17 protein-coding genes and 1 CRISPR repeat array are annotated in these 24,060 nt (G+C 34.9%); of the genes, 13 read left to right on the top strand and 4 right to left on the bottom strand.

Annotated elements, in window-relative coordinates:
- Window positions 1–22 precede the first annotated feature (22 nt).
- Window positions 23–688, top strand: a complete 666-nt coding sequence (locus BCR23_RS07645; protein ID WP_069634896.1) for a redox-sensing transcriptional repressor Rex — start codon at window positions 23–25, stop codon at window positions 686–688.
- Between the two features lie 56 nt (window positions 689–744).
- On the opposite strand, the gene BCR23_RS07640 is transcribed toward BCR23_RS07645, so the two are convergent.
- Together BCR23_RS07640 and BCR23_RS07635 are read right to left on the bottom strand one after the other, a co-directional pair.
- Window positions 745–1,413 carry a CPBP family intramembrane glutamic endopeptidase gene (locus tag BCR23_RS07640; protein ID WP_069634981.1) on the bottom strand — a complete coding sequence of 223 codons (669 nt, stop codon included), beginning with the start codon at window positions 1,411–1,413 and terminating at the stop codon, window positions 745–747.
- A gap of 106 nt (window positions 1,414–1,519) precedes the next feature.
- Entirely contained in the window at window positions 1,520–1,699 is a 180-nt protein-coding gene (locus tag BCR23_RS07635) for a hypothetical protein (protein WP_069634895.1), read from the bottom strand.
- 271 nt (window positions 1,700–1,970) lie between these two features.
- Here BCR23_RS07635 and groES point away from each other — a divergent pair, with 271 nt between their 5' ends.
- From groES to BCR23_RS07615, 4 genes are all read left to right on the top strand, one after another.
- Complete coding sequence (gene groES, locus BCR23_RS07630) at window positions 1,971–2,255, top strand: co-chaperone GroES (protein WP_069634894.1); 285 nt, start codon at window positions 1,971–1,973, stop codon at window positions 2,253–2,255.
- A gap of 69 nt (window positions 2,256–2,324) precedes the next feature.
- Complete coding sequence (gene groL, locus BCR23_RS07625; protein WP_069634893.1) at window positions 2,325–3,953, top strand: chaperonin GroEL; 1,629 nt, start codon at window positions 2,325–2,327, stop codon at window positions 3,951–3,953.
- Between the two features lie 201 nt (window positions 3,954–4,154).
- On the top strand, window positions 4,155–5,186 hold the full coding sequence (locus tag BCR23_RS07620) for an acyltransferase family protein (RefSeq protein ID WP_167352161.1): 1,032 nt from the start codon (window positions 4,155–4,157) through the stop codon (window positions 5,184–5,186).
- Window positions 5,187–5,417: 231 nt separating this feature from the next.
- A complete protein-coding gene (locus BCR23_RS07615) occupies window positions 5,418–10,670 on the top strand; it encodes a S8 family serine peptidase (protein WP_069634891.1) in 5,253 nt (1,750 codons plus the stop codon).
- Window positions 10,671–11,181: 511 nt separating this feature from the next.
- Here the strand turns inward: BCR23_RS07615 and BCR23_RS07610 are convergent.
- A complete protein-coding gene (locus BCR23_RS07610; protein ID WP_069634890.1) occupies window positions 11,182–11,931 on the bottom strand; it encodes a TraX family protein in 750 nt (249 codons plus the stop codon).
- A gap of 146 nt (window positions 11,932–12,077) precedes the next feature.
- Between BCR23_RS07610 and BCR23_RS07605 the strand changes: the two genes are divergently transcribed.
- On the top strand, window positions 12,078–12,935 hold the full coding sequence (locus BCR23_RS07605; protein ID WP_069634889.1) for an HAD-IIB family hydrolase: 858 nt from the start codon (window positions 12,078–12,080) through the stop codon (window positions 12,933–12,935).
- A gap of 150 nt (window positions 12,936–13,085) precedes the next feature.
- Window positions 13,086–14,297 carry a hypothetical protein gene (locus BCR23_RS07600; RefSeq protein WP_069634888.1) on the top strand — a complete coding sequence of 404 codons (1,212 nt, stop codon included), beginning with the start codon at window positions 13,086–13,088 and terminating at the stop codon, window positions 14,295–14,297.
- A 93-nt stretch (window positions 14,298–14,390) separates the two neighbouring features.
- On the opposite strand, the gene BCR23_RS07595 is transcribed toward BCR23_RS07600, so the two are convergent.
- On the bottom strand, window positions 14,391–15,149 hold the full coding sequence (locus BCR23_RS07595) for a MerR family transcriptional regulator (RefSeq protein WP_069634887.1): 759 nt from the start codon (window positions 15,147–15,149) through the stop codon (window positions 14,391–14,393).
- Window positions 15,150–15,337: 188 nt separating this feature from the next.
- On the opposite strand from BCR23_RS07595, the gene BCR23_RS07590 reads away from it, so the two are divergent.
- The 6 genes from BCR23_RS07590 (at window position 15,338) to BCR23_RS07565 (ending at window position 24,058) form a co-directional block, all read left to right on the top strand.
- Entirely contained in the window at window positions 15,338–15,694 is a 357-nt protein-coding gene (locus BCR23_RS07590; RefSeq protein WP_069634886.1) for a DUF1827 family protein, read from the top strand.
- 200 nt (window positions 15,695–15,894) lie between these two features.
- Window positions 15,895–16,305: a GtrA family protein gene (locus tag BCR23_RS07585; RefSeq protein ID WP_083241920.1), complete on the top strand. Its 411-nt coding sequence runs from the start codon at window positions 15,895–15,897 to the stop codon at window positions 16,303–16,305.
- Window positions 16,306–16,377: 72 nt separating this feature from the next.
- Window positions 16,378–17,850 carry a nicotinate phosphoribosyltransferase gene (locus tag BCR23_RS07580; protein WP_069634884.1) on the top strand — a complete coding sequence of 491 codons (1,473 nt, stop codon included), beginning with the start codon at window positions 16,378–16,380 and terminating at the stop codon, window positions 17,848–17,850.
- Window positions 17,851–17,865: 15 nt separating this feature from the next.
- The gene (gene nadE / locus BCR23_RS07575) at window positions 17,866–18,693 is read left to right on the top strand and encodes an ammonia-dependent NAD(+) synthetase (RefSeq protein WP_069634883.1); all 828 of its coding nucleotides are present in this window, start codon (window positions 17,866–17,868) and stop codon (window positions 18,691–18,693) included.
- A gap of 202 nt (window positions 18,694–18,895) precedes the next feature.
- Window positions 18,896–19,404: a CRISPR direct-repeat array (repeat unit 34 nt; unit sequence GTCTCACTCTGTTATGGAGTGAGTGGATTGAAAT).
- Window positions 19,405–19,650: 246 nt separating this feature from the next.
- Entirely contained in the window at window positions 19,651–22,119 is a 2,469-nt protein-coding gene (locus BCR23_RS07570) for an HAD-IC family P-type ATPase (RefSeq protein ID WP_083241914.1), read from the top strand.
- A 145-nt stretch (window positions 22,120–22,264) separates the two neighbouring features.
- On the top strand, window positions 22,265–24,058 hold the full coding sequence (locus tag BCR23_RS07565) for a heavy metal translocating P-type ATPase (protein ID WP_069634882.1): 1,794 nt from the start codon (window positions 22,265–22,267) through the stop codon (window positions 24,056–24,058).
- Window positions 24,059–24,060 lie beyond the last annotated feature (2 nt).

Genomic DNA, 24,060 nt, shown 5'->3' with positions numbered 1-24,060 from the left:
TTAGAGTATTGGAGGTACGATTGTGAAAGACCAAATTATTCCAAAAGCAACGGCAAGACGCCTTCCCCTATATTATCGTTATTTGAGAATTCTGCATGATGCAGGCAAAAATAAAGTTTCTTCTACTGAACTAAGTGAAGCTGTACAAGTAGATAGCGCAACGATTCGACGAGATTTTTCTTATTTTGGCGAATTAGGTAAGCGCGGGTATGGTTATGATGTAGAAAATTTAATGAATTTCTTTGCGAAGACATTGAATGATGATGAACTAACAAATGTAGCCTTAATCGGTGTAGGTAACTTAGGAAGTGCCTTACTGAAGTATAAATTTCATCAAAGTAATAGTATTCGTGTCAGTTGTGCGTTTGATGTCAATGATGACATTGTCGGCAGAATTGTTGACGGTATCCCAGTTTATCCAATGACAGATATGATGGAACAGATTCGTGTGCAACAAATCGAAGTAGCAATTTTGACATTGCCAGCGAGAAAAGCACAAGAAGTTGTTAGTCAGCTAGCTGATGCTGGAGTCAAAGGGATTTTAAACTTTACAGCTGCCCGTTTAGTAGCACCCCAAGATGTTTTGATTCAAAATGTAGATTTGACAAATGAACTCCAAACATTGATTTACTTCTTACACCATGATAGTGAATTAGTCGATACTGAAATCGACGACGAAAAAGAATAAAAAACTGTGAGTGTACTTTTTTTAAAAGACACACTCACAGTTTTTTATTCTTTTCTTTATTTAGGTAATTCAATGTTTCCAAAGTGTAGTAAAAGTTGAGCGATTACAACAAGGGTATTCATTCCACAGTGGGCAATGATTGAAGTCCAAATTTTTCCAGTCATTTTATATAATAGAGCAAAAAAGAACCCCATGAAAAAATAAACAAAGAAATGCCCATCTTGATGAATCAAAGAAAATAAAGAAGAACTGATAATAGCTGAAATCCAAAAACCAGTATACGGTTCAGTCAAACCAATCAACGAACGACGAAAAACAAATTCTTCCATAATTGGTCCGCCTATTGTTGTTGCTAAGATAAATAGTGGGTTCGCTAAAATAATTGTAATAATATTTTTCGTATTTTGGGAACTAGGTTCTGCACCTGTGATCGCCGTTTCAATACCGAAGACGATAGCTTGAATAATCATAGCAATAAATATCCCGCTTATACCTAATAAAAGCATAAACACAGGAGAAGTCAGTTTCGTGTCTTTTTCCACCATAGTAATGGCAGAACTTTTGTTTTTAAGGTAAAGCCAAATCATCAGAGCTGCACCAAGAATATAAATAACTGTTGTGCCGGCAATAAGTATATTTGGCGGAAAAGGGCTAAAAACAATTGGAGACAAAAAGACGAGCACATACAATAGGATAGTTATAAGACTTATTTTTTTAATAGACATGTTTGTTGTCATATAGACAGAAAACTCCTTTCAATAATTGCAGAATATAAAAATTATACCATAGCTTGGTTCTATTGGAACCAGCTATCCTTAAAACACCAACCAATTATTTATGATTATTGCGATAACCTAACAATAGAAAGATAAAAATAAAAAAGAAAGCAGCCTCCCATAACGTAGTCGTCCAGTCAAAGCGTTTGTTTACACCAAAAAAGAAGTTGCCCGTATTAGCAATAATTAAGTAAAGTCCAGTCGCCATCAAAGCTCTTGTAACACGTTGTTTCATTTTAATCGCCTCACTTTCTTTTATCATCTTATCATGAAAACGACACCAAAGAGAGGATCCGAGATTACCCTTTAAAGAAACTTGTTTTTTTGATCGCTGAATACGTGTGATAGGATTGTTTCTGACGCTCTAACGAAGTAACAATTATTTTATAAAATTGGTCAAAAGACTTGCAAAATGAAGATGAAATGAGTATTATAAATAGTATGAGTTAGCACTCTTAATGCAAGAGTGCTAAAAATGAAATTAAATTTTTATGGAGGGATTTATTGTGTTAAAACCATTAAGCGATCGCGTCATTATTGAAGTCGCGAAAGAAGAAGAAAAAACAGTAGGAGGCATCGTATTAGCATCTGCTGCTCAAGAAAAGCCTCAAACCGGAAAAGTTATCGCAGTCGGTGAAGGCCGTGTTTTAGAGAACGGCACAAAAGTTCCTGCGGATGTAAAAGAAGGCGATACAGTGATGTTTGAAAAATACTCTGGTACAGAAGTAAAATATGAAGGAAAAGATTATTTGATTCTTTCTGGCAAAGACATCATTGCGATTGTTGAATAAACGTATTATCGAATATAAACAAACTACTTAATTATAAATAAAAAAATAAAATTTTGAGGTGAAGGAATTATGGCAAAAGAAATTAAATTTGCAGAAGATGCACGTGCAGCAATGCTTCGTGGAGTAGATATTTTAGCGGACACAGTAAAAGTGACATTAGGTCCTAAAGGCCGTAACGTTGTTTTAGAAAAATCTTTTGGCTCTCCATTGATCACAAATGATGGTGTAACGATTGCAAAAGAAATCGAATTAGAAGATCACTTTGAAAACATGGGGGCTAAATTAGTTTCTGAAGTTGCTTCTAAAACAAATGACATCGCAGGTGACGGAACAACAACTGCTACAGTCTTGACACAAGCAATCGTACGTGAAGGTTTGAAAAACGTAACAGCTGGTGCTAATCCATTAGGAATCCGTCGTGGTATCGAATTAGCAACAAAAACAGCGGTTGAAGAATTGCACAATATTTCAACAGTCGTTGATTCTAAAGAAGCCATTGCCCAAGTAGCAGCGGTATCTTCAGGTTCAGACCGTGTAGGACAATTGATTGCTGATGCAATGGAAAAAGTTGGCAATGATGGTGTCATCACTATTGAAGAATCAAAAGGGATTGAAACAGAATTAGACGTGGTTGAAGGGATGCAATTTGACCGTGGCTACTTATCTCAATATATGGTGACAGATAACGATAAAATGGAAGCAGTTTTAGAAAATCCATATATCTTGATTACTGACAAAAAAATCTCTAACATTCAAGACATTTTGCCTTTGTTAGAGCAAATTTTACAACAAAGCCGACCATTATTGATCATTGCTGATGATGTAGATGGAGAAGCTTTGCCAACATTAGTCTTAAATAAAATTCGTGGAACATTTAATGTAGTCGCTGTTAAAGCTCCTGGTTTTGGTGATCGTCGTAAAGCAATGCTTGAAGATATCGCTATTCTAACTGGTGGAACAGTTATTACTGATGATTTAGGTCTTGAATTAAAAGACACTGCGATTGAAAATCTTGGTAATGCAAGCAAAGTTGTTGTTGATAAAGACAATACAACAATCGTTGAAGGTGCGGGCGAAAAAGTTTCTATTGATGCACGTGTTCAATTGCTTAAAAACCAAATTGCTGAAACAACTTCTGATTTTGATCGTGAAAAGTTACAAGAACGTTTAGCAAAATTAGCTGGTGGTGTAGCGGTAGTTAAAGTCGGTGCAGCAACAGAAACAGAATTAAAAGAATTAAAACTACGTATCGAAGATGCTTTGAATGCAACGCGTGCTGCAGTTGAAGAAGGTATGGTTTCTGGTGGTGGTACAGCGTTAGTGAATGTTATTGGCAAAGTAACTGCTTTAGATGCCGAAGGCGATGTTGCAACAGGTGTGAAAATCGTTGTTCGCGCTCTAGAAGAACCAATTCGCCAAATTGCTGAAAATGCTGGATATGAAGGTTCAGTAATTGTTGATAAACTAAAAAATATTGATTTGGGCATTGGATTCAATGCTGCAAATGGAGAATGGGTTAACATGGTCGAAGCAGGAATCGTTGACCCAACGAAAGTAACACGTTCAGCATTACAAAACGCTGCGTCTGTGGCTGCATTATTATTAACAACAGAAGCTGTTGTTGCAGATAAACCAGAACCAGCAGGAGCTGCAATGCCTCCAATGGACCCTTCAATGGGAATGGGCGGTATGATGTAGGAATAATTTGAGCTTCTTTTGTATAGAATTCTCAGAGTAGACATAAAGGAGTGGGTTTGATTACCAACTCCTTTTGTTTTACATTCTGAGCCTTAGATTATTTCTAATCCATTACATAGAATTTTTTAATGTATATTATTTTCTAGGGGTGTGTGGTAAAATTTTAATGTGTATAAGTATTATGAAAAAAAGGGTGAAATTGTGAAAAGAGATAGTAGGATAGATTTGTTGAGGTCAGTAGCTATAGTTTTAATACTATTAGCTCATGTATATCCACCAAACTTTTTGTTTCAGATAAGAACGTTTGATGTTCCGCTTATGGCTTTTCTTATGGGAGCTTCATATGTTTTAAGCGAACGAAAAAGTAAGAAAGAACAGTTTCATAAATATTTGTGGAAAAGGTTTAAAAGATTAATTATTCCAGCGTGGATTTTTCTAACTTTGTATTTTGTGCTTATGTGGGTAGGGGTCCTATTTTTGAATAGGGAGTATCCTTTTACTACAGAAATAATACGAACTTCTTATACGCTAGAATCAGGAATAAATTATGTTTGGATTATTAGAGTATTTTTTATTATATCTATATTATCACCGGTGATTTACTTTTTAACCCAAAAAAGTAATACCATTCTTAAGGTAACAGGTCTTTTGTTAATTTTACTAGCTATTCAGATTGTTCTTTGTGATATATCTGGTAATATGATTGGACACACAAAAGAAATTTTTCAAAGCTACATTGCTATACCTTTTGGTTATTGTATTGCAGCCTTTGTTGGGATGAAGGCTAGTGAACAAGGAATAAGAAAAAATATTCAACTTTCATTAATACTAGTATTTATTTTTATTCTAAGTGGATTAAATGTAAACTTTGGACAACTGCAAATGTTCAAATATCCACCATCACCTTATTTTTTAGCCTATGGAATAGGAGTTTCACTGATTTTATATACCATTCTTTCAAACAGAAAAATAGAAGCTGGAATTAGCAAATTTAATATTTTAACATGGATGTCTAAACATTCTCTAGAAATATATTATTGGCATATATTTGCCATCTCAGTGCTTAATCAAATAAGACCTGAAACTTCTTGGAGAGGAAAGTTTGTTATTATCTTAATTGGATCCATTTTAGTAACCGCAATTCAAGTTTATATTTTTCCAAATTTACTATCAGGAAAATTCTCTTTAAAAAAATACCAAGTCGAAACCAGTAGTACTTATGAAGATTACTAAAATACAGCTATCTTTTTTGAAGAAAAGGTGGCTGTATTTTGTTTTATGAAAACTGTTTACTAAAAAAGTAAAGGTTCTTTTTTTTACATTTTTTTAAGAAGTTAAGGAGTTTAATTAGTTAATAAAACGAATAAAGGTAAAAAACAATTGAATTATAATTAAAATTAGATTAGAATGTATGTAATTATTTTATTTAACTTTTTGTAAAAAATGAAAAGGGAGGATTTTGACATGGGGAAATTTTGGCGCACAAGAAGCAGGAAATGGAGTAGCTTATTTTTATTGACAGTTTTAATGCTTTCAATAAGTTGTAATACTTCTTTAGCAATCGTTTGGGGAGAAGAAGGGACATCTTTAAAGCAAAATACAAATTATCAAAAATTATTAGATGCCCATCTAAAAAACGAATCATCGGTAAATGAGCTTAGCAAAAAAGCTTTCGAAGAAAATGTAAAAGCCCAACTAGCAAGTCGAGGTTTCGATGTAAGTCAATTTAATGAAAACGCTTTTGACGATAACCAAGAAATTCGTTTGATCGTACAATTGAAAAAAGATGCCGCAATTGAAAAATTAGCTCCACCAACGGGTTCTAAAACGTCCGTTCAATCCATTGAAAAAGCAAGCGATTCTGTTATTGAGAGTCAAACTGCAGTGAAAAAGAAAATTGAAACACTTACTGGGAATAAAAGTGACCGTGCTTTTGGATATTTAATCAATGGTTTTTCGATTGATGCAAAATACAAAGATGTTGAAACCATCAAATCCATCAGTGGCGTTGAGTCTGTTTCAGCTGCAAAAGTCTACTATCCAACATCCATTGATGCCAATCAATTAGCAAATGTACAACAAGTGTGGAAAAATCACCAACTAAAAGGAGAAGGAATGGTCGTTTCTATTATTGATTCAGGGATCGATCCGACTCATAAAGACTTACGCTTGTCCGAAAGTACGAAAGAAAAAATTTCACTCCAATTAGGTGAACAAGGAGTTAAAAACATTGGATATGGTCAAGCTTTCACAAGAAAAGTTCCTTATGGCCATAATTATGCTGATAACAATGAGGATATCGTAGACACAAATCCAGGAACTAATATGCATGGTATGCATGTTGCGGGAATTGTGGCTGCCAATGGTATTGGTGAGGATCCTGCAAAGGCTGTATTAGGTGTAGCTCCAGAAGCGCAGTTACTAGCAATGAAGGTTTTTCCGAATAATACTCGAGTAGCAACTGCTTTAGATGATGATATCATCGCTGCTATTGAAGACTCAGTGAAACTTGGTGCAGATGTGTTAAACATGAGTTTAGGCTCTGTTTCTGGTACTGTGGATCCAGATTCACCAGAGCAATTAGTTATTAAACAAGCTGCTGAAGCTGGTGTGCTATCGGTAATTTCCGCTGGTAATAGTAGCCTTAGCACCACAGACAATGCGAATGTTAATCCGCAAAATAAATTAGGAACGATTGATACTGGAACATTGGGTTCTCCTGGGGTCACTACAGAAGCTTTAACAGTTGCTTCTGCAGAAAATACCTACATTACAAGTGAAGGATTGCTTGTTCAATTAGTTGATTCCGATGGAACGAAACATGTTCATAAAATGGAAACTTCTACTTCTCCATCAGGGGCTATCGTTTTTTCTAATCCAACAATTGCTGATAAAAGTGGACTAAATCAGCCGACCAATTTGATTGATGTTGGTATGGGAACAGATGGGGACTATGACAATAAAGATGTAAAAGGAAAAATAGTATTGATTCAGCGTGGCTCAATTACTTTTTCAGATAAACAACGAATTGCTGAAGAACATGGAGCAAGTGCAGCGTTCATTTACAACAATACACCAAATAGTGCGCCAATCAATATGCAACTTGATAATCCCATCTATTTAACATTAAGTTTAACAAAAGAGGATGGGGAAGCTCTGGTTAAACTAGCACAAGAAACGAAGGATCAAAAGTTTAGTTTTGATATTAGTAGTTATCAATTCGCCAATCCAAAAACAGGAAAAATGTCTGATTTTTCTTCATGGGGACTAACGCCTGATCTAGAATTTAAACCAGAAATTTCAGCACCAGGAGGTAATATTTACTCCACAGTCAACAATAACGGCTACCAAACAAAAAGCGGGACATCAATGTCTTCACCTTTTGTCGCAGGTTCACAAGCACTTATTTATCAAGCTTTAAAAAAGGGGGAAACGACTCTTAGTGGAACCGAGTTGACTCGTTTTGCTAAATTATCAGTAATGAATACGGCTTTACCGATGTTTGATAAAGACCACGATAATGTGATCATTTCACCACGTAGACAAGGCGCAGGACAAATTAAAGTGGACAAAGCAATTGAAAACACTACTAGTTTAACTGATTCAATGGATGGCGATGGAGCCTTAGCATTAAAACAAATTGGTAAGAACACCACAATTTCTGTCAAACTTCAAAACAATGGAAAAAAATCTCAAACATACCAATTTACTGATTTTGGCGGCGTGTATACAGAAACTCAAACAAGTACAGCTGAAGTCTATGAAACAAAAATCGAAGATGCTCAAATCATACCAAATCAAAAAAAGGTCACGATCCAACCTGGTGAAATACAAACAGTCCAACTTCAATTGAAGTTACCTGATTCCTTTTCAAAGCAGCAATTTGTAGAAGGATATATTGGATTTACGAGTGATAGCCAACCTAACTTAACGATGCCATTTGTTGGTTTTTATGGTGATTACAGCCTAGCGCCTGTTATTGATGCCCCAAGTTATGATAGTGCTTCAATCCAAAAATTTGGTCATTTTACAGATAAAAACAATACGTTATTAGGTTTGAAAGGTAATGAGATTGATCCTAATTTAGTTGCTATTTCACCAAATAAAGATAATCGTAAAGATGAAGCGAAGCCCGTTTTGAATTTTTTGCGTAATGCCAAGAATGTGACGTATGAAATTGTTGATGGGAATAAAAAAGTAATTCGTCGCTTAGCTGAAGAAAAAAAAATTCGGAAAGACACCTTTAGTTCCAAAATAGGTCGCTTTTCGACGCATACCATTAAATCGGCTAATTGGGACGGTATGATTTATAATATGAAAACAGGAAAAAATGAAATTGTTCCAGATGGTCAGTATCACTTGAAAGTTGTGGCAAAGGCAACTATTGATGATGCAAAAGCTCAAGAAATGTTTTTACCGATCAAAGTTGATACTACAGAACCAAAAATTGAACACATTACTTTTGATAATTCTCCGACAGAACCGACCTTAAAAGTAAATTTAAGCGATCAATTAAGTGGAGTGGACTTACGGTCAGTAACAGTTTCTGTTAATGGGAAAATCAAAACCTATGATCTTAGTGATCAAAATGCCGAAACGGTTGCAATTTCTTTAGATCATTCACAAAAACCTAGTGTTGGTCAAAATCAAATAGAAATTTTAGTCAGTGATTATGCAGGGAATCATGGGTATCAAAATCAGTATATCCAATATGGTGCAAAAGATGGCTTAGTCCTGTTCAATTTAACAGATGATCAGATCATTACGAGTAACACTGCTAATTTTTCGGCTACAGAGCAGACATTAACGGTCAATGGTTCATATCCACGAGAATTATTTGTCAATGGCATTAAAGCAACAATCAACGAAAAGTTATTTAAAGTAGCCGTACCATTAACCAATGAAACTAAAACAATCAAATTCTCTAACGATTCTGAAGGTCATTCTATTATCAGACAAGTACCAATCACTGTGTATAGTAAAAAGCCTGACTTAGTCATCACTGACCCAAGTCAAGAAAATAGTACAACTGATCAAGTGACTTATACTTTGACTGGAACGACAGGTGTAACGACAGCAAAATTGGAACTAGTGCAAACAAGTAATAGTAACCCAGTCGATTTAACACCTTTGATTCAAACCGACGGACACTTTAAAACAACCCTTGAACTCGTTCATGGTCAAAATTTGATTTCAATTCGTGCAACAGACGAACACGGGAATCAGACAGTAGAAAAAAGAATCATTACGACCACTGGCTATCAACAAACCAATGTTCTTTTACTAGAAAATATCACTGTCAGTGGAGTTACCACTGTTGGTGTAGGTAATCCAAATTACGATTCAACTACTGGAATCTATACGATCAAAGGGCGTTTACGTGAAAAAGTTGATCATTTTACAATCAATAAGCAAGAAGTACCTTATGATCCTAAAACGTTGACCTTTAGTTTCCCCGTTGAACTAAAACAAGGAAAACACAGCATCGCTTTTTATGTTCAATCAGATCAAGCAAATGATGGCAAGCCCCTTCTTAATGAAGGTTATTATGTAATCGTTGATACTGTTTTGCCAACATTGCAAATGGAAAATTTGGATGTTGATGAAAAGGGAAACTATTTCATTTACACTAATGAAAATCCATTTCATTTAAAAGGTCTGATTTCAGATAATTTCTCTGGCTATAAACTATTTGTGAACAACGAAAATATTCATACGGATATTGATTACCATACATTTGATGAAAAATTCTTTGAAGGAAAACCAGCGGCTCCTTTCGACTATAAAGTTCCTGTGACTGATGGAGAAAATCATGTACAAGTGGGACTGACGGACAGTACGGGAAATACAACAAGTAAAGCCATTACAGTCTTTTATAAAAATGAGCTGCCCAAAGCACCGACAATTACAGCAAATCCTACTACGTTAACCAATCAAGCAGTTACACTAAAGGCTGTGGCTGAAGATAATACAACGATTTTTTATAGTTTTGATGGTGAGCATTATGAACGTTATACAGATGGAATCGCCGTTGCAGTAAATCAAAAAGTATATTTTAATGCTGTGGATCGCCATGGAAATAAATCTGAGGTAACAACTTATGAAGTCACCAACATTCAAAATGAAATAGCTGCAAAACCAGTGATTAATGTTGCTTCGAAAACACGAGTATTAGGTTTTACCCCACCTGTTCAAGTTACTATTACGTATGAAAAAGAGTTAACAAAAGAGCAAGAGAGCTACACTCACCTTCGGTATAGTCTAGATAAGGGACAAACCTATCAAGTATATACCACGCCATTTGAACAAACAACAGCCACAGAAGTTTGGGCTCAAAGTTATGATGATGCTGGAAATGAAAGTGAGATTATCAAAACCGTTGTACAGTTTAAAGAACAGGAAAAACCAAAAGAGCCTACAGAAAATTCAAAACCTGATCAACCATCAACGGAGAAACCAACGGGAACGGAACAAACGGAACCATCTAAACAAGTTGACAAACAAGAGACTGACGAATCGCTCTCTCGTCAGTCAACCACACAAATTCCCGCAAATAGTTCATTGAATTCTAAATCTACAACGTATCAAGGGAAAAAACAACGGAGTGATTTTCCTCAAACAGGAGAAAATAGAAATAGTAAAATGATGATGATTGGGATTTTATTTCTCCTTTTGGTATGTGGGGATTATTTTAGAAGAAATCGAAAAGTGAAATAATAAACCGGACAAAAACTAATTTAGTAAGTTTTGAATTCTTTGTTAGAAATATTCATTTTTAGGATAATAAGACTAACGCCTATTTATCCTTATCTTTTTTGATAGTTCTTTCAAAACTAATAGTAAAGTAGAAATAAATGAAGTGGTTTGGAAATAATATACCAAGTCGGGAAGAATGTTAGCCGTAAAGTTATGTAAAAGAAAACGAGAGAACTCCCTCATACTCAACTATCGAGTATGAGGGAGTTTAAAGTTACAATCAGTTAAAAATAGGGATCAAATAGAATTATTAAAACATAGTTTTTTTATTACAAATCATACTCTTTTTGAAATAAGGAATTTATCAAATACAGCTAATAAAAGAAAAATAGATTCAATTAATTACTTATTTGTCGATATAATTAAAAGAAGTCTGAAAAATAGTTTAATGCATTACTACACTGTGCATACAAAAAAAGTATAGCAAAAAACAGTGGCAGGGTAACATACCAACATGTTATTTTGCTACTGTTTAGTACATGTTATTCAAAAAAGGCTCAATCAAAAACTGCTGAATTCCTACTAAAATCAATAAATGAACCGGATAAAACCAATAGAAAAAATATTTCCACTGTCTTCCACGTTTGCCATTGTAAAAATAGATGAGTATGAAAGCAAAAGGGCCGAAAAGACTATTTTGTAAAAGAATCAATCCCCCTAAAATAGATTTCAATAGAGGAAAATTTCTAAATAAATACAGACTAACAATCAATAAAACACCAATCCAACCGCCATAATCAGTTTGCATCCATTCTGCTAAAAAGATACCAGATCCAACGATTGTCAGAGAAATAAGGACATTTTTTACAGTAAATGTGCTAAATTTCTTCAATCCAATAATAACTAATAAGCCAATTAACAGAGTAAAAAATACATTTTGACTTTCTAAATCAATTAGCTGATGGGAAAAGGCCAAGTCATATGGGATTTCCGAAATTAGAGCAAAAAGAAATAAACGTACCAGATACTTCGTGGTATTGGATGTGTGGATAAATCCCTCTACTAGTAAAAAGCAGAATAGTGGAAAAGCCAAACGTCCAATCGTAATAAAGATAGGAAACACATTTTGAATTGATTCAAGTAATTGATTAGGTTCAGCAGCATATGGAACAGACTGGGTCGTTGATTGAAAGGAAATGATTTTAGCTGTATGATCTAGCAGCATAGCAATAATTGCGATCCATTTTAATTGACTGCCGGAAAAAAAGTTTTTTGTTTCCAATAAAGAGTGCTCCTTTCAATAGATTACTTTAATACATCATTTTACCATAGAAGAAGAGTACGTTAACTAAAAACTGAAAAGTAATCTTTTGGCTAAATTCTTTTATGCTATACTATGTTGAAGAGAAATGAAAAGGAGACATAGGGATGAATGTAGTTTTTTGTGACATAGATGGGACATTTCAAGATATTGGTGTAGATGTACCAAAAATAAATTATGATGCTATTGATGCTTTGCAAAAGCAAGGAGATCACTTTGTTTTTATCAGTGGTCGAGGCTATAGTCAGCTGACAGAGTTAATGGAGTCACTAACAAATGATTGTGATGTTATTTTCAGTAATGGTGCAGGGTACAAATTGATTGGAGAAGAGCCTGTTTATCAACATGACCTATCCATTGAAGAATGTCAAAAAGCAATCAACGTTCTAGAAGAACGGACTATTTTTTATCATATCCATACTAATACGGGCGTTATTTTAAAACCAGTTCAGCAGTACGAAAAACAACTTTTAGCTTTGAGAGAGAAGTTGAAACCACTAGGAGAAACTGGTGGGAAAATTATGGACTTTAAAGAAGGCTATTTCAAAGAAGAGTGCCAACATGTTGAAGAGCCAATCGAATACTTAAAGACGCATCCAGAAGTAAAGGTTGTAAAAATAGAGATAATGGAAGCTGATGACCAAGAACTTGAAGCATTACGTGAGTTATTGACAAGTGATACAATGTACGTTTTTTCATCTTTTATTCAATGCATGGAAATGGTCAATCCATTGAGCAGTAAAGGCTATGCAATCAAAGAGTTTATGAGGAAATATCCTAAAGCTAAAAGTTATGGAATTGGTGATGGCGAAAATGACCTTGCAATGCTTGATGTGGTAGATGTTGCGGTAGCGGTTGGTAATGCAAAAGACATCGTCAAAGAAAAATCTGCCCATATTGTGAGTGAGTGTAAAGATGGTGGTGTTGGAGAATTTATTTTTAATCAGTTGATTACAGATAAATAATCTAGTGAACTATTTTTGTTTATTTTACTTTATAAGACAATTAGCATATGAGCAAGATTGTTATTTATGTTAGGTTCCTGTAAAATGATAAGAATTAAGAAATATAATAAGTTTTTTTGGGAGTAAGACTAAAAGTTAGGAGGTTTACTGATGGAAGAAAGAAATGAAGACATCAAACATGACCTAGAATATTATAAATCTGGAATCAGACAATTGTACGTAAAAAGTTATCAGATGTATATAATGGGTTTAATCGCAATGATGTTATTGACGGTGACAGGAATCAATGTTTCAGTATCCGTATTCAGAGGGTTATTGTTATTGATTTTCGTGGCAGAAATTGGAGGCTTGATTTATTTACTAAGATTTCTACGAGAGACGTCATTTGAGGCATATTATCAAACAATTCCAGATAAATTGATTCAGGCATTTCCAACAATGGAAGAACAACAAATACAAGAAGATAATCAAGCCTATTATTTTCTTGACAGTCAAGGTGAATTGGTGAAGTTGAATAAGAAAAATATTCGAAATTTCCCTTCAAAGATTCGTCAATATACCTTACTTGTAGGTTTTAACTTTGAGACAGATAAGGTTCGGTTTGAACAGCCGCTTCATTTTTATTATTATGATATCACCCAGATCACTCATTCCGAGAATTACAAAAAAGAGGTATTAAAAAATACCAATTTTATTGCCAAACGTAAAAAAAGAAGAATCAAAACAATTATACTGTCTTTGATTGGTCTGGCTTTAGTTGGTACGATATTGTATTTTAGTTGGCAAACATATGTAAAAGAGCATCGCTGGGCATTAGTTGAAAAACAAGCAAGAGAAGTGCTAGAAGAAGAAATTAATGAACAAAAAACGATGATCAAACATGTCACTATTTCTAGAGGGGAAGAAACGATCGAAATCGACTTGCCAAAAGATTTTCAAACTAAAGAAGGCTATCATGTAAAAGTAGATGATGAGAAGGGACGCTCTTATCAGTCGTTTATAAGTGATGCGTTTTCTTTTGAGGTAAGTATGATTGAAATATCAGCCTATTCGGATTTTGCTGCGTATTTAAAAACAGCTACTCAAATAAGAGATGATTCTTCTGTAGATAAAAAGGAAGAGACGTTGCATCCAGACTTTTTCAAACATGAGTACTCGGAACAAACAAAAGTGAATAAAGGTAACGGTTCGGAGAATAGCCATAGAATCGTCTATGTTTATTATTTTGAATCAGAGGGAAATTATGGAACAGTAGCCTTGAGGGTCAACAATAAACAGAATGACCAATTGATCGCTCCTGACAAAGCTGCTTCATTCATTTTGAAGTCATTAAAATTTGATCGAGAAGAAAGTATCATTTAGACTAAACAAAAAAAGAGCTGACAGTTTCTTTCAACTGCCAGCTTTTTTGTTCTAGTAATCTAATGTCAAAACCAAAAGTAGGATAGTGACAATTCATTTTGCAAAAGTTTGAATGATCTGATTTAATGTTTCAGCAGCACCTTCACCTGCACGATCATTATAATAAGCTGCAAATCGTTCATCACCAACATACATTTGACCAAGATTTTTGTGCATCTCCACTGAATAATTAGGTGATGTATAGCTTAGCCATTGTTTATGGTGATAGAAAACAGACTCAGCTTCTGTTGATTGATAGTCTTTGGTCTGAATCACGATTTTTAAAGCTTCAATCATTTCTTTTTCAGCAAGCTCCATGCTGCTGAAGTCTTCCTTACTTAGATTCAACCATTTTTGATTAGATGATTCCACTATTTCTTCCCCATATTTTTCTCGTATTTCTTTTCCATAAGTCTGTTCATTTTTCCTAAGTTTGTCTTGTTTGAATCCTACAAATTTTTCTTTATCGGTCATAGTTAGTTCTCCTTTTTGATAGCGTAATGTTTTTTCTACAGTCAGAATCTGATGCTCGATTTGTTGACGTTTCTCCAGTAACTGCTGGTAATGATCCTGTAACGCACAATGTGGATTGTAGTTGGGAGTATTTAGCAATTTTTGGATGTCTTCTAATTTCATATCCAGTGAACGGTAAAAAAGAATTTGCTGCAGTTTATCGATTTCTTTTGTTCCATAAATACGATAACCAGAAGAATTGATACGCGCAGGCTTTAATAAATCAATCTCATCATAATAGCGCAGGGTTCTAGTGCTGATTCCGGATAATTCAGCGACTTTTTTTATTGTGTACTCCATCGGCTTCCCTCCTGTATGAGTAAGTATAAACCTTTACCTAACGTAAAGGTCAAGTGTTTTTACTAGCATAGTATATTTTTATTTTTTTTACGAATGTTCATTATTTGATTTACAAAAAGAGATGGAAATAGTAAAATTTTTATGTAAAGTCATTAGGACATCAATCGAAAGAATAAGGAGTTGATAGAATGAAATTAATCGAAACACCCATCAATAAGAACTTAGATTTGGAATATTTTTACCCGAATATCACTAAATTTGTTTTTGGAACAAAAGCAATTAAATTTTTCAAACTATATGCATTGGATCGCACTCAGATTGTCTATGCAGATGCTTTTGACAAGATCGATATAATCATGATCAATACAAAAAAGAAAATTACTAAAAATGAAGTGGATTATGTTATCAAGAAGCTTTTAAATACTTCAAGAGAATCAGTAACTGTTCATATTGGTGTTAAAAACGAAATGCAGAAAAAAGGTTATTCGTTTAGTGCGCCAAGAAAAGATATTATTGTGATCCAACAAACGGTAAATCCATCATAAAAATAAGAACCCCCAGAAAAAACTAATGGTTGTATTTTCTGGGGGTTCTTATTTATTTTTTTAACGGTTACTTCTCCTATGATAAATAGTTATTGCTTTGACTCGTCAACTTAGTATGAATTATGAGAAAGTAGAAAAGCAGTAGGCTTTTTATTCTATCTTTGATAAAATATTAATAGACTCGAAAGGAAGCGTGAATGTTGAAAGAATTATTTTATAAATATAGAGAAGTGATTTCTTATTTAGTTTTTGGTGTGGCAACAACGATTGTCAATTTAGTTGTTTTCTTTATCTGCAAAGATGTATTAGGAATAGACTATAAAGTAAGTAACGCTATTGGCTGGTTCTTATCAGTGCTTTTCGCATTTTTTACAAATAAGTATTTTGTTTTTGCCAGTAATCATCAGGATATATTGTCTTTTATTAGAGAAATGCTACTATTTTATTGGTATCGTGTCTTGTCTTTTGTTGTTGATATGGCGCTAATGATTTTAATGATAGAAGTGCTGCATATTTCAGATTTTTGGGCGAAAATAGTGACTCAAGTGGCAGTTGTTGTATTGAATTACTTTTTCAGTAAATTTCTTATTTTCAAGAAAAAAGCACCATAAAGGGAAGTTAAAACCATTTTTTTGTTATAATGGAGTAACGTTTATAAAAAAGTAAAGGATGGTATAAGTTAAATGAAGAAAGTATATGATGATGATAGCTTAACATTACATACGGATTTATATCAAATCAATATGATGCAAACGTATTGGGAATTAGGGCGCGCGGATTTACATTCTGTTTTTGAATGTTATTTCCGAGAAATGCCTTTTAATCATGGTTATGCTATTTTTGCTGGATTGGAAAGGCTAGTGAACTATTTAGAAAACCTAACCTTTACTGAAACGGATATCGCATATCTTAGAGAAGTAGAGGAATATCCAGAGGACTTTTTAACTTACTTGAAAGAGTTTGAATTCAAGTGTACGGTTCGTTCAGCTTTAGAGGGAGATTTAGTTTTTAATAATGAACCATTAATTCAGGTTGAAGGACCCTTGGCGCAGTGTCAATTGATTGAAACGGCTTTGTTGAATATGGTTAATTTTCAAACCCTGATTGCAACGAAAGCAGCCCGAATCAAATCTGTTATTGGAGAAGATCCTTTGATGGAGTTCGGAACTCGTCGAGCACAAGAACTAGATGCAGCTGTTTGGGGAACTCGGGCAGCTTATATTGGTGGAGCGGATGCGACAAGTAATGTTCGGGCAGGAAAAATTTTTGGTATTCCAGTGAGTGGAACTCATGCTCATTCCCTTGTACAATCCTATGGAAATGATTATGATGCTTTTGCAGCATACGCAAAAACCCACAAAGATTGTGTCTTTCTAGTTGATACCTACGATACATTAAAATCAGGTGTTCCAAGTGCAATTCGTGTGGCGAATGAAATGGGAGATAAGATCAATTTCTTAGGCGTCCGTCTTGATAGTGGAGACATGGCATATATTTCCAAACGAGTTCGTGAACAACTAGATGAAGCTGGATATACAGAGGCTAAAATCTATGCATCAAATGACTTAGATGAAAATACGATCTTAAGCTTGAAAATGCAAAAAGCGAAAATTGACGTTTGGGGTGTTGGAACGAAGCTGATCACAGCATATGATCAACCTGCTTTAGGTGCTGTGTTTAAATTAGTTTCGATTGAAGATGAGAATGGTCAAATGAAAGACACCATCAAACTTTCTAGTAATGCCGAAAAAGTGACAACACCAGGAAAAAAACAGGTTTGGAGAATCACTCGTAAATCAGACAAAAAATCAGAAGGTGACTATGTCACATTGTGGGATGAAGATCCTCGTGAGCAAGATGAAATTTATATGTTCCATCCAGTGCATACATTCATCAATAAAACGGTTCGAGATTTTGATGCAAGAGCTGTTTTACAAGATATTTTCGTTGAAGGAAAGCGAGTATATGATATGCCGACCTTAGAAGAAATCAAAAGCTATGCCAAAGAAAATCTTGATTCGCTTTGGGAAGAATATAAACGTGACCTTAATCCGCAAAAGTATCCAGTGGATCTGTCAACTGAATGTTGGAATCATAAAATGCGTTTACTTGAAAAAGTTCGGGTGGATGTAAAAGCATTGATTGAAGATAAATAAATTGGAGGTTTTTTGATGGAGCCATTGCAAAAAGCAATTATTGAAGAATTAGGCGTAAAACCACAAATCGATCCACAAGAAGAAATTCGCAAAAGCATCGATTTTATGAAGAGCTATTTATATAAATATCCTTTTTTAAAAACACTAGTATTAGGTATTAGCGGAGGACAGGATTCTACATTAGCAGGGCGACTTGCTCAACTGACTATAGAAGAAATGCGTGTTGAGACTAAAGATGAGCAGTATCAATTTATCGCTGTTCGTTTGCCGTATGGCGAACAAGCAGACGAAGCAGATGCAAAAAAGGCACTAGACTTTATTCAGCCGGATCTTTCTTTACGTGTAAATATTAAACCTGCAGTGGATGCATGTGTTCTTTCTCTCAGTGAAACAGGTGTTTCCATCAGTGATTTCAATAAAGGGAATATGAAAGCCCGTCAACGAATGATTGTTCAATATGCGATTGCGGGAGAAAAATCTGGTGCTGTGATTGGAACAGATCATGCCGCTGAAAACATTACTGGTTTTTACACAAAATATGGAGATGGTGGAGCAGACATCTTACCATTATTCCGCTTAAACAAGCGTCAAGGGAAAGCTTTACTGAAAAAATTAGGTGCCCCAGCTGAATTGTATACAAAGATTCCAACCGCTGATTTAGAAGATGATAAACCATTAGTAGCAGATGAAGTAGCTCTTGGCGTAACTTATGATGACATTGATGATTATGTTGAAGGAAAAGAAGTCTCAAATGAAGCAAAAGAAACAATTGAGTCTTGGTATAAAAAAACACAACATAAAAGACATATGCCTATTTCGTTTTTTGATGATTTTTGGAAGTAAGAGCTTATAAAAAGAAAGTTAAATGATTTCTTGGTGCGAACCCCAAGTGCCCATGAAATCACTGGGAGATTCGCACCAGATTTTGGGCTGAAAAGAGCTAAAATAGTTCTTTTTTCTCATTTTATTTTAATGTTTTTGCTGATTTGTGTGGAAAAAATAGTAGGTTTTGCTGATTTTAGTCAGATAATACTACTTTTTCACAGTCTCACTCTGTTATGGAGTGAGTGGATTGAAATAATTTAAAATTGATTTAAAATTATCGTCCATTTTTGTCTCACTCTGTTATGGAGTGAGTGGATTGAAATCATTTTTGAGGAGATATTAGTCAAGGAATTAGGAGTCTCACTCTGTTATGGAGTGAGTGGATTGAAATCATTTTTGAGGAGATATTAGTCAAGGAATTAGGAGTCTCACTCTGTTATGGAGTGAGTGGATTGAAATCATTTTTGAGGAGATATTAGTCAAGGAATTAGGAGTCTCACTCTGTTATGGAGTGAGTGGATTGAAATGATTCTTCACGTTTCACATAATTTGCAAACCCGCGTCTCACTCTGTTATGGAGTGAGTGGATTGAAATAACCACTCCTACATCCTCAATTGATTTTTGGATGTCTCACTCTGTTATGGAGTGAGTGGATTGAAATATGGCACTTTTTCCCATGCCCTTGATTTTTTTAGTCTCACTCTGTTATGGAGTGAGTGGATTGAAATAACTTGATCAAATGTCACTGGTTTTACTTTAGTGTCTCACTCTGTTATGCAGTGAGTCATAAATTAACCTATCAAAATCAAATCTAAAAAAAAGACTAAACTAGTCTTTTTTTTACGTCTAATTTCAATTAAAAATACCTTCATTTTGCTCAAATGGTTAAAAAAGTGTAAACTTGTTATCAAACATAAGTAAGAAAATGTTTTACAATCACTGTAGTGATACCTATATAAGAAGGTGAATGGAAAATGAAAAAATTATTTAGGAAAAAAAGAGACGTTGACAACGAAGTGTTTCTTTCATCTGATGACACAAAGGAAACGATAGATCATAATAGCATACGAATCCCAGACAATATTAAAGGTCTGACAAATCAAGAAGTAGAAGAACTTTATGCACAAGGTAAATACAATATGGAGGTTGAGGATTTATCTAGAACGACGAAACAAATTATTCTCGATAATTCATTGACACTGTTCAATTTTATCAACTTATTTTTAGCAGTTGCTGTTTTTGCAGTTGGCTATCCTAAAAATGCGTTATTTTTTTGGATAATCATTATTAATACAGCAATTGGTGTGATCCAAGAAATTCATGCGAAGAAAACAATTGATAGGTTATCAATCGTCAATAAAACTGAAGTATTGGTTTTAAGAGAGGATCGACTAACAAAAATCTTTCAAGACGAAATTGTTTTAGGCGATGTGTTGGTTCTTACTTTAGGTAATCAAGTACCTTCCGATGGAATTGTGATTCAAGCAGATGGTATGGAAGTTGATGAATCTTTATTGACTGGTGAATCTGATAAGATCACAAAACAAAATGGCGATAAAATTATGAGTGGAAGTTTCATCACTTCTGGATTAGGTTTTGTAAAAATCACTGCGGTTGGGGAAGACAATTTTGTTTCCAAGTTATCCAAAGAAGCAAAAACAGAGAAAAAATCCACTTCTGAGCTGATGAACTCTTTGAATCTTTTGATTAAAGGCTTAACTTTTGCGATCGTTCCAATAGGATTGCTATTATTTTGGTCGCAGTATCAATCCACACAGTCTTTTCCAAAGACCGTTTTAGGAGTTTCGGGAGCTTTAATTAGCATGATTCCAGAAGGGTTAATGCTGTTAACAAGTGTCGCATTTGCTGTTGGGGCAGCTAATTTAGCTAGAAAACAAACCTTGATTCAGCGCTTAGCATGTATCGAGACACTTGCTCGAGTGGATACCATTTGTTTGGATAAAACAGGAACCATTACAGACGGTAGCTTAACCTTTAAAGAACTAATACCCCAAGCTGGTTTTCCAGCGAGTGAAATCGAGCGTGCCATGAGTGAAATGATGGCTGGATTATCTGACCAAAACGCAACGGCCAAAGTCCTTAGAGCGAGATTTCCATTGCATCAGTCGGCATGGAAAGTTAAAGAAGTTATTCCATTTTCATCTGATCGTAAATGGAGTGGTGTGACCTTTGAAGAAAAGGGCTCCTTTGTAATGGGAGCCCCAGAGTTTATCTATTCTGAAGTTCCAGAGGAGTTACGGGAAAAGCTAGCTCCCTATAATGAACAAGGAGATCGCGTGTTGATTCTAGTTCATTTCTCTGAAGAATTAACAAGTCCTCAGTTACCGCAAAGAAAGGAAACAGTTGCTATTTTCATTATTTCTGATACGATTCGTGAAAATGCCGTTGATACATTTTCTTACTTTGCAAAACAAGATGTAACCCTAAAGGTGATTTCAGGAGATAATCCAATTACCGTGTCACAAATAGCGAAACAAGCTGGAATTGCTGGAGCAGAAAATTTTGTCGATATGAGTACTATCTCTGATTCAACGCACTTTAATGAATTGGTTGAAAACACAACGGTTTTTGGACGAGTAACCCCTTATCAAAAAAGAGAGTTAATCCAAGCGCTAAAACAAAATGGTCATACCACATGTATGACTGGTGACGGTGTCAATGATATTCTTTCTTTAAGAGAAGCAGATGTTAGTGTGGCAATGGCTAGTGGAAGTGATGCAGCCCGTGCGGTATCAGATGTTGTTTTATTGAATTCTGATTTCAGCTCAATGATTCAAGTATTGAATGAAGGCCGCAGAGTGATTAACAATATTGAACGTGTAGCGTCAATGTACATGGTAAAAACGATTTATTCAGCTATTCTTGCTGTAACCTTTATTTTCTTATTCTTGCCATATCCATTTGCGCCGTTACAATTAACACCAATCAATACTTTAACAGTTGGAATCCCTTCTTTTATTTTGGCGTTAGAACCGAATTATCAACGAATCAAAGGGCACTTTTTGACGAATATATTGCGAATCTCAGTACCAGGGGCTTTAACGGTGGTTTTCAATATTTTAGTGTTACAGGCGGCAGGCATTTGGTTTAATTTGCCCCATCAAGAGGTCTCTACTATGTCTGTATTACTTACAGGTTGTGTAGGATTTCAGGTATTATTAAGAGCTGCACGACCACTAGATCTGAAAAAACAGATCATGGTGGGACTTTTGCTAGTTGCCTTTCTTGCTTGTTTCCTATTTTTCGGTGATTTCTTTATGTTGACATCATTATTTACAAGAAACGTTTTATTCTACTTACCGTTGATTCTTGGTAGTCGTTCGATTTTCAATTATATCTCTTTATTTATGACGAGAGCTGTCTATGAAGTTGAAAAAAGGAAAGAAAACAGAAAAAATAAGAAGAAAAAACGTGTGATTTAAATAGTTACAGCTAGGACGAAATAACGATCCTAGCTGTTTTTTTGAATGTAAAGCCAATAAAGAATGACAATCATTTTCATTTGAGTCTTTTGTCTTTTATATTTCTTATTCTGAGGTTAATCTTAGGATAAAGGGGTGGATGAAAATGAAGCATTTAACAAAATTGGTTATTACCGTAGTAACTGGGATTTTAGCTTTATTCTTTGAGTTTATCTTGCACCAAGCAACGTTTGCCTACGGCATTATTATTATCACTGGTTCAGTAATGACCTTATCGATGTTAGTGGAAATGGTTCGAACCTTAAAATCAGGTCGATATGGTGTTGATATTTTGGCGATCACAGCGATTGTAGCAACATTAGCTGTTGGTGAATATTGGGCCAGCTTAATGATTTTAATCATGTTGACAGGTGGTGATTCGCTTGAAGATTATGCGGCTAAACGAGCAAATAAAGAGCTGAAATCATTATTAGATAATTCTCCTCAAAAAGCGCATCAGTTAGTCAATGATGGGTTAGTGGATATTCCAGTAGAAAAAGTGAGTGTTGGCAATCTATTAGTTGTTAAACCGGGAGAAACAGTCCCAGTTGATGGTCGAATAACAAAGGGAACCTCAACGGTAGATGAATCATCTTTAACAGGAGAGTCGCGTCCTGTAAGTAAAAAAACAGGTGATAACTTAATGTCTGGTTCTGTCAATGGAGATAATTCGTTAACAATGGAAGCCGAAAAAAGTGCAGCAGACAGTCAGTATCAAACAATTGTTAAATTAGTAAAAGAATCAGAAGCACAACCCGCTAATTTTGTTCGAATGGCAGATCGCTATGCTGTTCCATTTACAATAGTTGCATACGTAATTGCAGGATTAGCTTGGTTTTTCTCGAAAGACCCGACTAGATTTGCGGAAGTTTTAGTTGTAGCCTCACCGTGTCCTTTGATTTTAGCTGCACCGATTGCTTTAGTTGCTGGTATGAGCCGTTCGAGCAGAAATGGTATCATCGTTAAAACAGGGACGACATTAGAAAAAATGGCAGAAGTGAAGTCTGTTGCTTTTGACAAAACTGGAACCATCACCAAAGGAGAACTATCTTTAGATGAAATTATCCCTGTAAATGGAATACAAGAAGAGGAGTTAGTGATCTTAGAAGCAAGTGCTGAGCAAGAATCTAGTCATATATTAGCTCGTTCAATCATAGCTTATTCTTCGTCACGTTATACATTGAAAAAAGTTTCTAGTTTAGAAGAGATTACAGGCTCTGGTGTAAAAGCAATCATTGATGGGAAAGTAATTAAAGTTGGAAAACGCGACTTTGTTTCTACACAAAACCAAATCACGGAAATAGCTGATAAAACAGCCATTTACATTTCCCGAGATGACCAGTATTTAGGCTATATTACCTTTACTGACAGTATTCGTCCAGAAGCAAAAGAAACAATGACCAAACTTCGTAATCTTCACGTGGATCAACTGTTGATGTTAACAGGAGACCACAAAAAAATAGCGAACGAGATTGCAAAAGAAGTCGGTATCACAGATGTTCATGCTGAATGTTTACCACAAGATAAAATCGATGTATTAAAGAAACTACCTGATTCTAAAAGGCCTGTAATTATGGTTGGCGACGGAGTCAATGATGCGCCTTCTTTGGCGATAGCTGATATAGGTATTGCGATGGGGGCTCATGGTGCAACTGCAGCGAGTGAAACAGCGGATGCGGTGATTTTAAAGGATGATTTGGAAAAAGTCAGTACAGCTGTAAAAATCTCCAAAGATACAATGAAAATTGCCAAACAATCTGTTTTGATCGGTATTGCGATTTGCACGGTATTGATGTTAATAGCAAGTACAGGAATCATCCCAGCTTTATTTGGAGCTGTTTTACAAGAAGTGGTAGACACTGTTTCGATTCTTTCTTCATTACGAGCAAAAAATGATTGAGA

This window comes from Enterococcus quebecensis (genome assembly GCF_001730365.1).
GTDB classification, from domain to species: Bacteria; Bacillota; Bacilli; order Lactobacillales; family Enterococcaceae; genus Enterococcus_L; species Enterococcus_L quebecensis.
The sequence above is the reverse complement of the archived record's forward strand: the minus strand, read 5'-3'. Positions and strand labels throughout refer to the sequence as shown.

Bases quoted from the DNA above. Each gene is read 5' to 3' on its own strand.
- groL (WP_069634893.1), top strand. From the start codon at position 2,325: ATGGCAAAAGAAATTAAATTTGCAGAAGATGCACGTGCAGCAATGCTT.
- BCR23_RS07635 (WP_069634895.1), bottom strand. From the start codon at position 1,699: ATGAAACAACGTGTTACAAGAGCTTTGATGGCGACTGGACTTTACTTA.
- BCR23_RS07570 (WP_083241914.1), top strand. From the start codon at position 19,651: ATGAAAAAATTATTTAGGAAAAAAAGAGACGTTGACAACGAAGTGTTT.
- BCR23_RS07640 (WP_069634981.1), bottom strand. From the start codon at position 1,413: ATGTCTATTAAAAAAATAAGTCTTATAACTATCCTATTGTATGTGCTC.
- BCR23_RS07615 (WP_069634891.1), top strand. From the start codon at position 5,418: ATGGGGAAATTTTGGCGCACAAGAAGCAGGAAATGGAGTAGCTTATTT.
- BCR23_RS07565 (WP_069634882.1), top strand. From the start codon at position 22,265: ATGAAGCATTTAACAAAATTGGTTATTACCGTAGTAACTGGGATTTTA.
- nadE (WP_069634883.1), top strand. From the start codon at position 17,866: ATGGAGCCATTGCAAAAAGCAATTATTGAAGAATTAGGCGTAAAACCA.
- BCR23_RS07595 (WP_069634887.1), bottom strand. From the start codon at position 15,149: ATGGAGTACACAATAAAAAAAGTCGCTGAATTATCCGGAATCAGCACT.
- BCR23_RS07580 (WP_069634884.1), top strand. From the start codon at position 16,378: ATGAAGAAAGTATATGATGATGATAGCTTAACATTACATACGGATTTA.
- BCR23_RS07605 (WP_069634889.1), top strand. From the start codon at position 12,078: ATGAATGTAGTTTTTTGTGACATAGATGGGACATTTCAAGATATTGGT.
- BCR23_RS07590 (WP_069634886.1), top strand. From the start codon at position 15,338: ATGAAATTAATCGAAACACCCATCAATAAGAACTTAGATTTGGAATAT.
- BCR23_RS07600 (WP_069634888.1), top strand. From the start codon at position 13,086: ATGGAAGAAAGAAATGAAGACATCAAACATGACCTAGAATATTATAAA.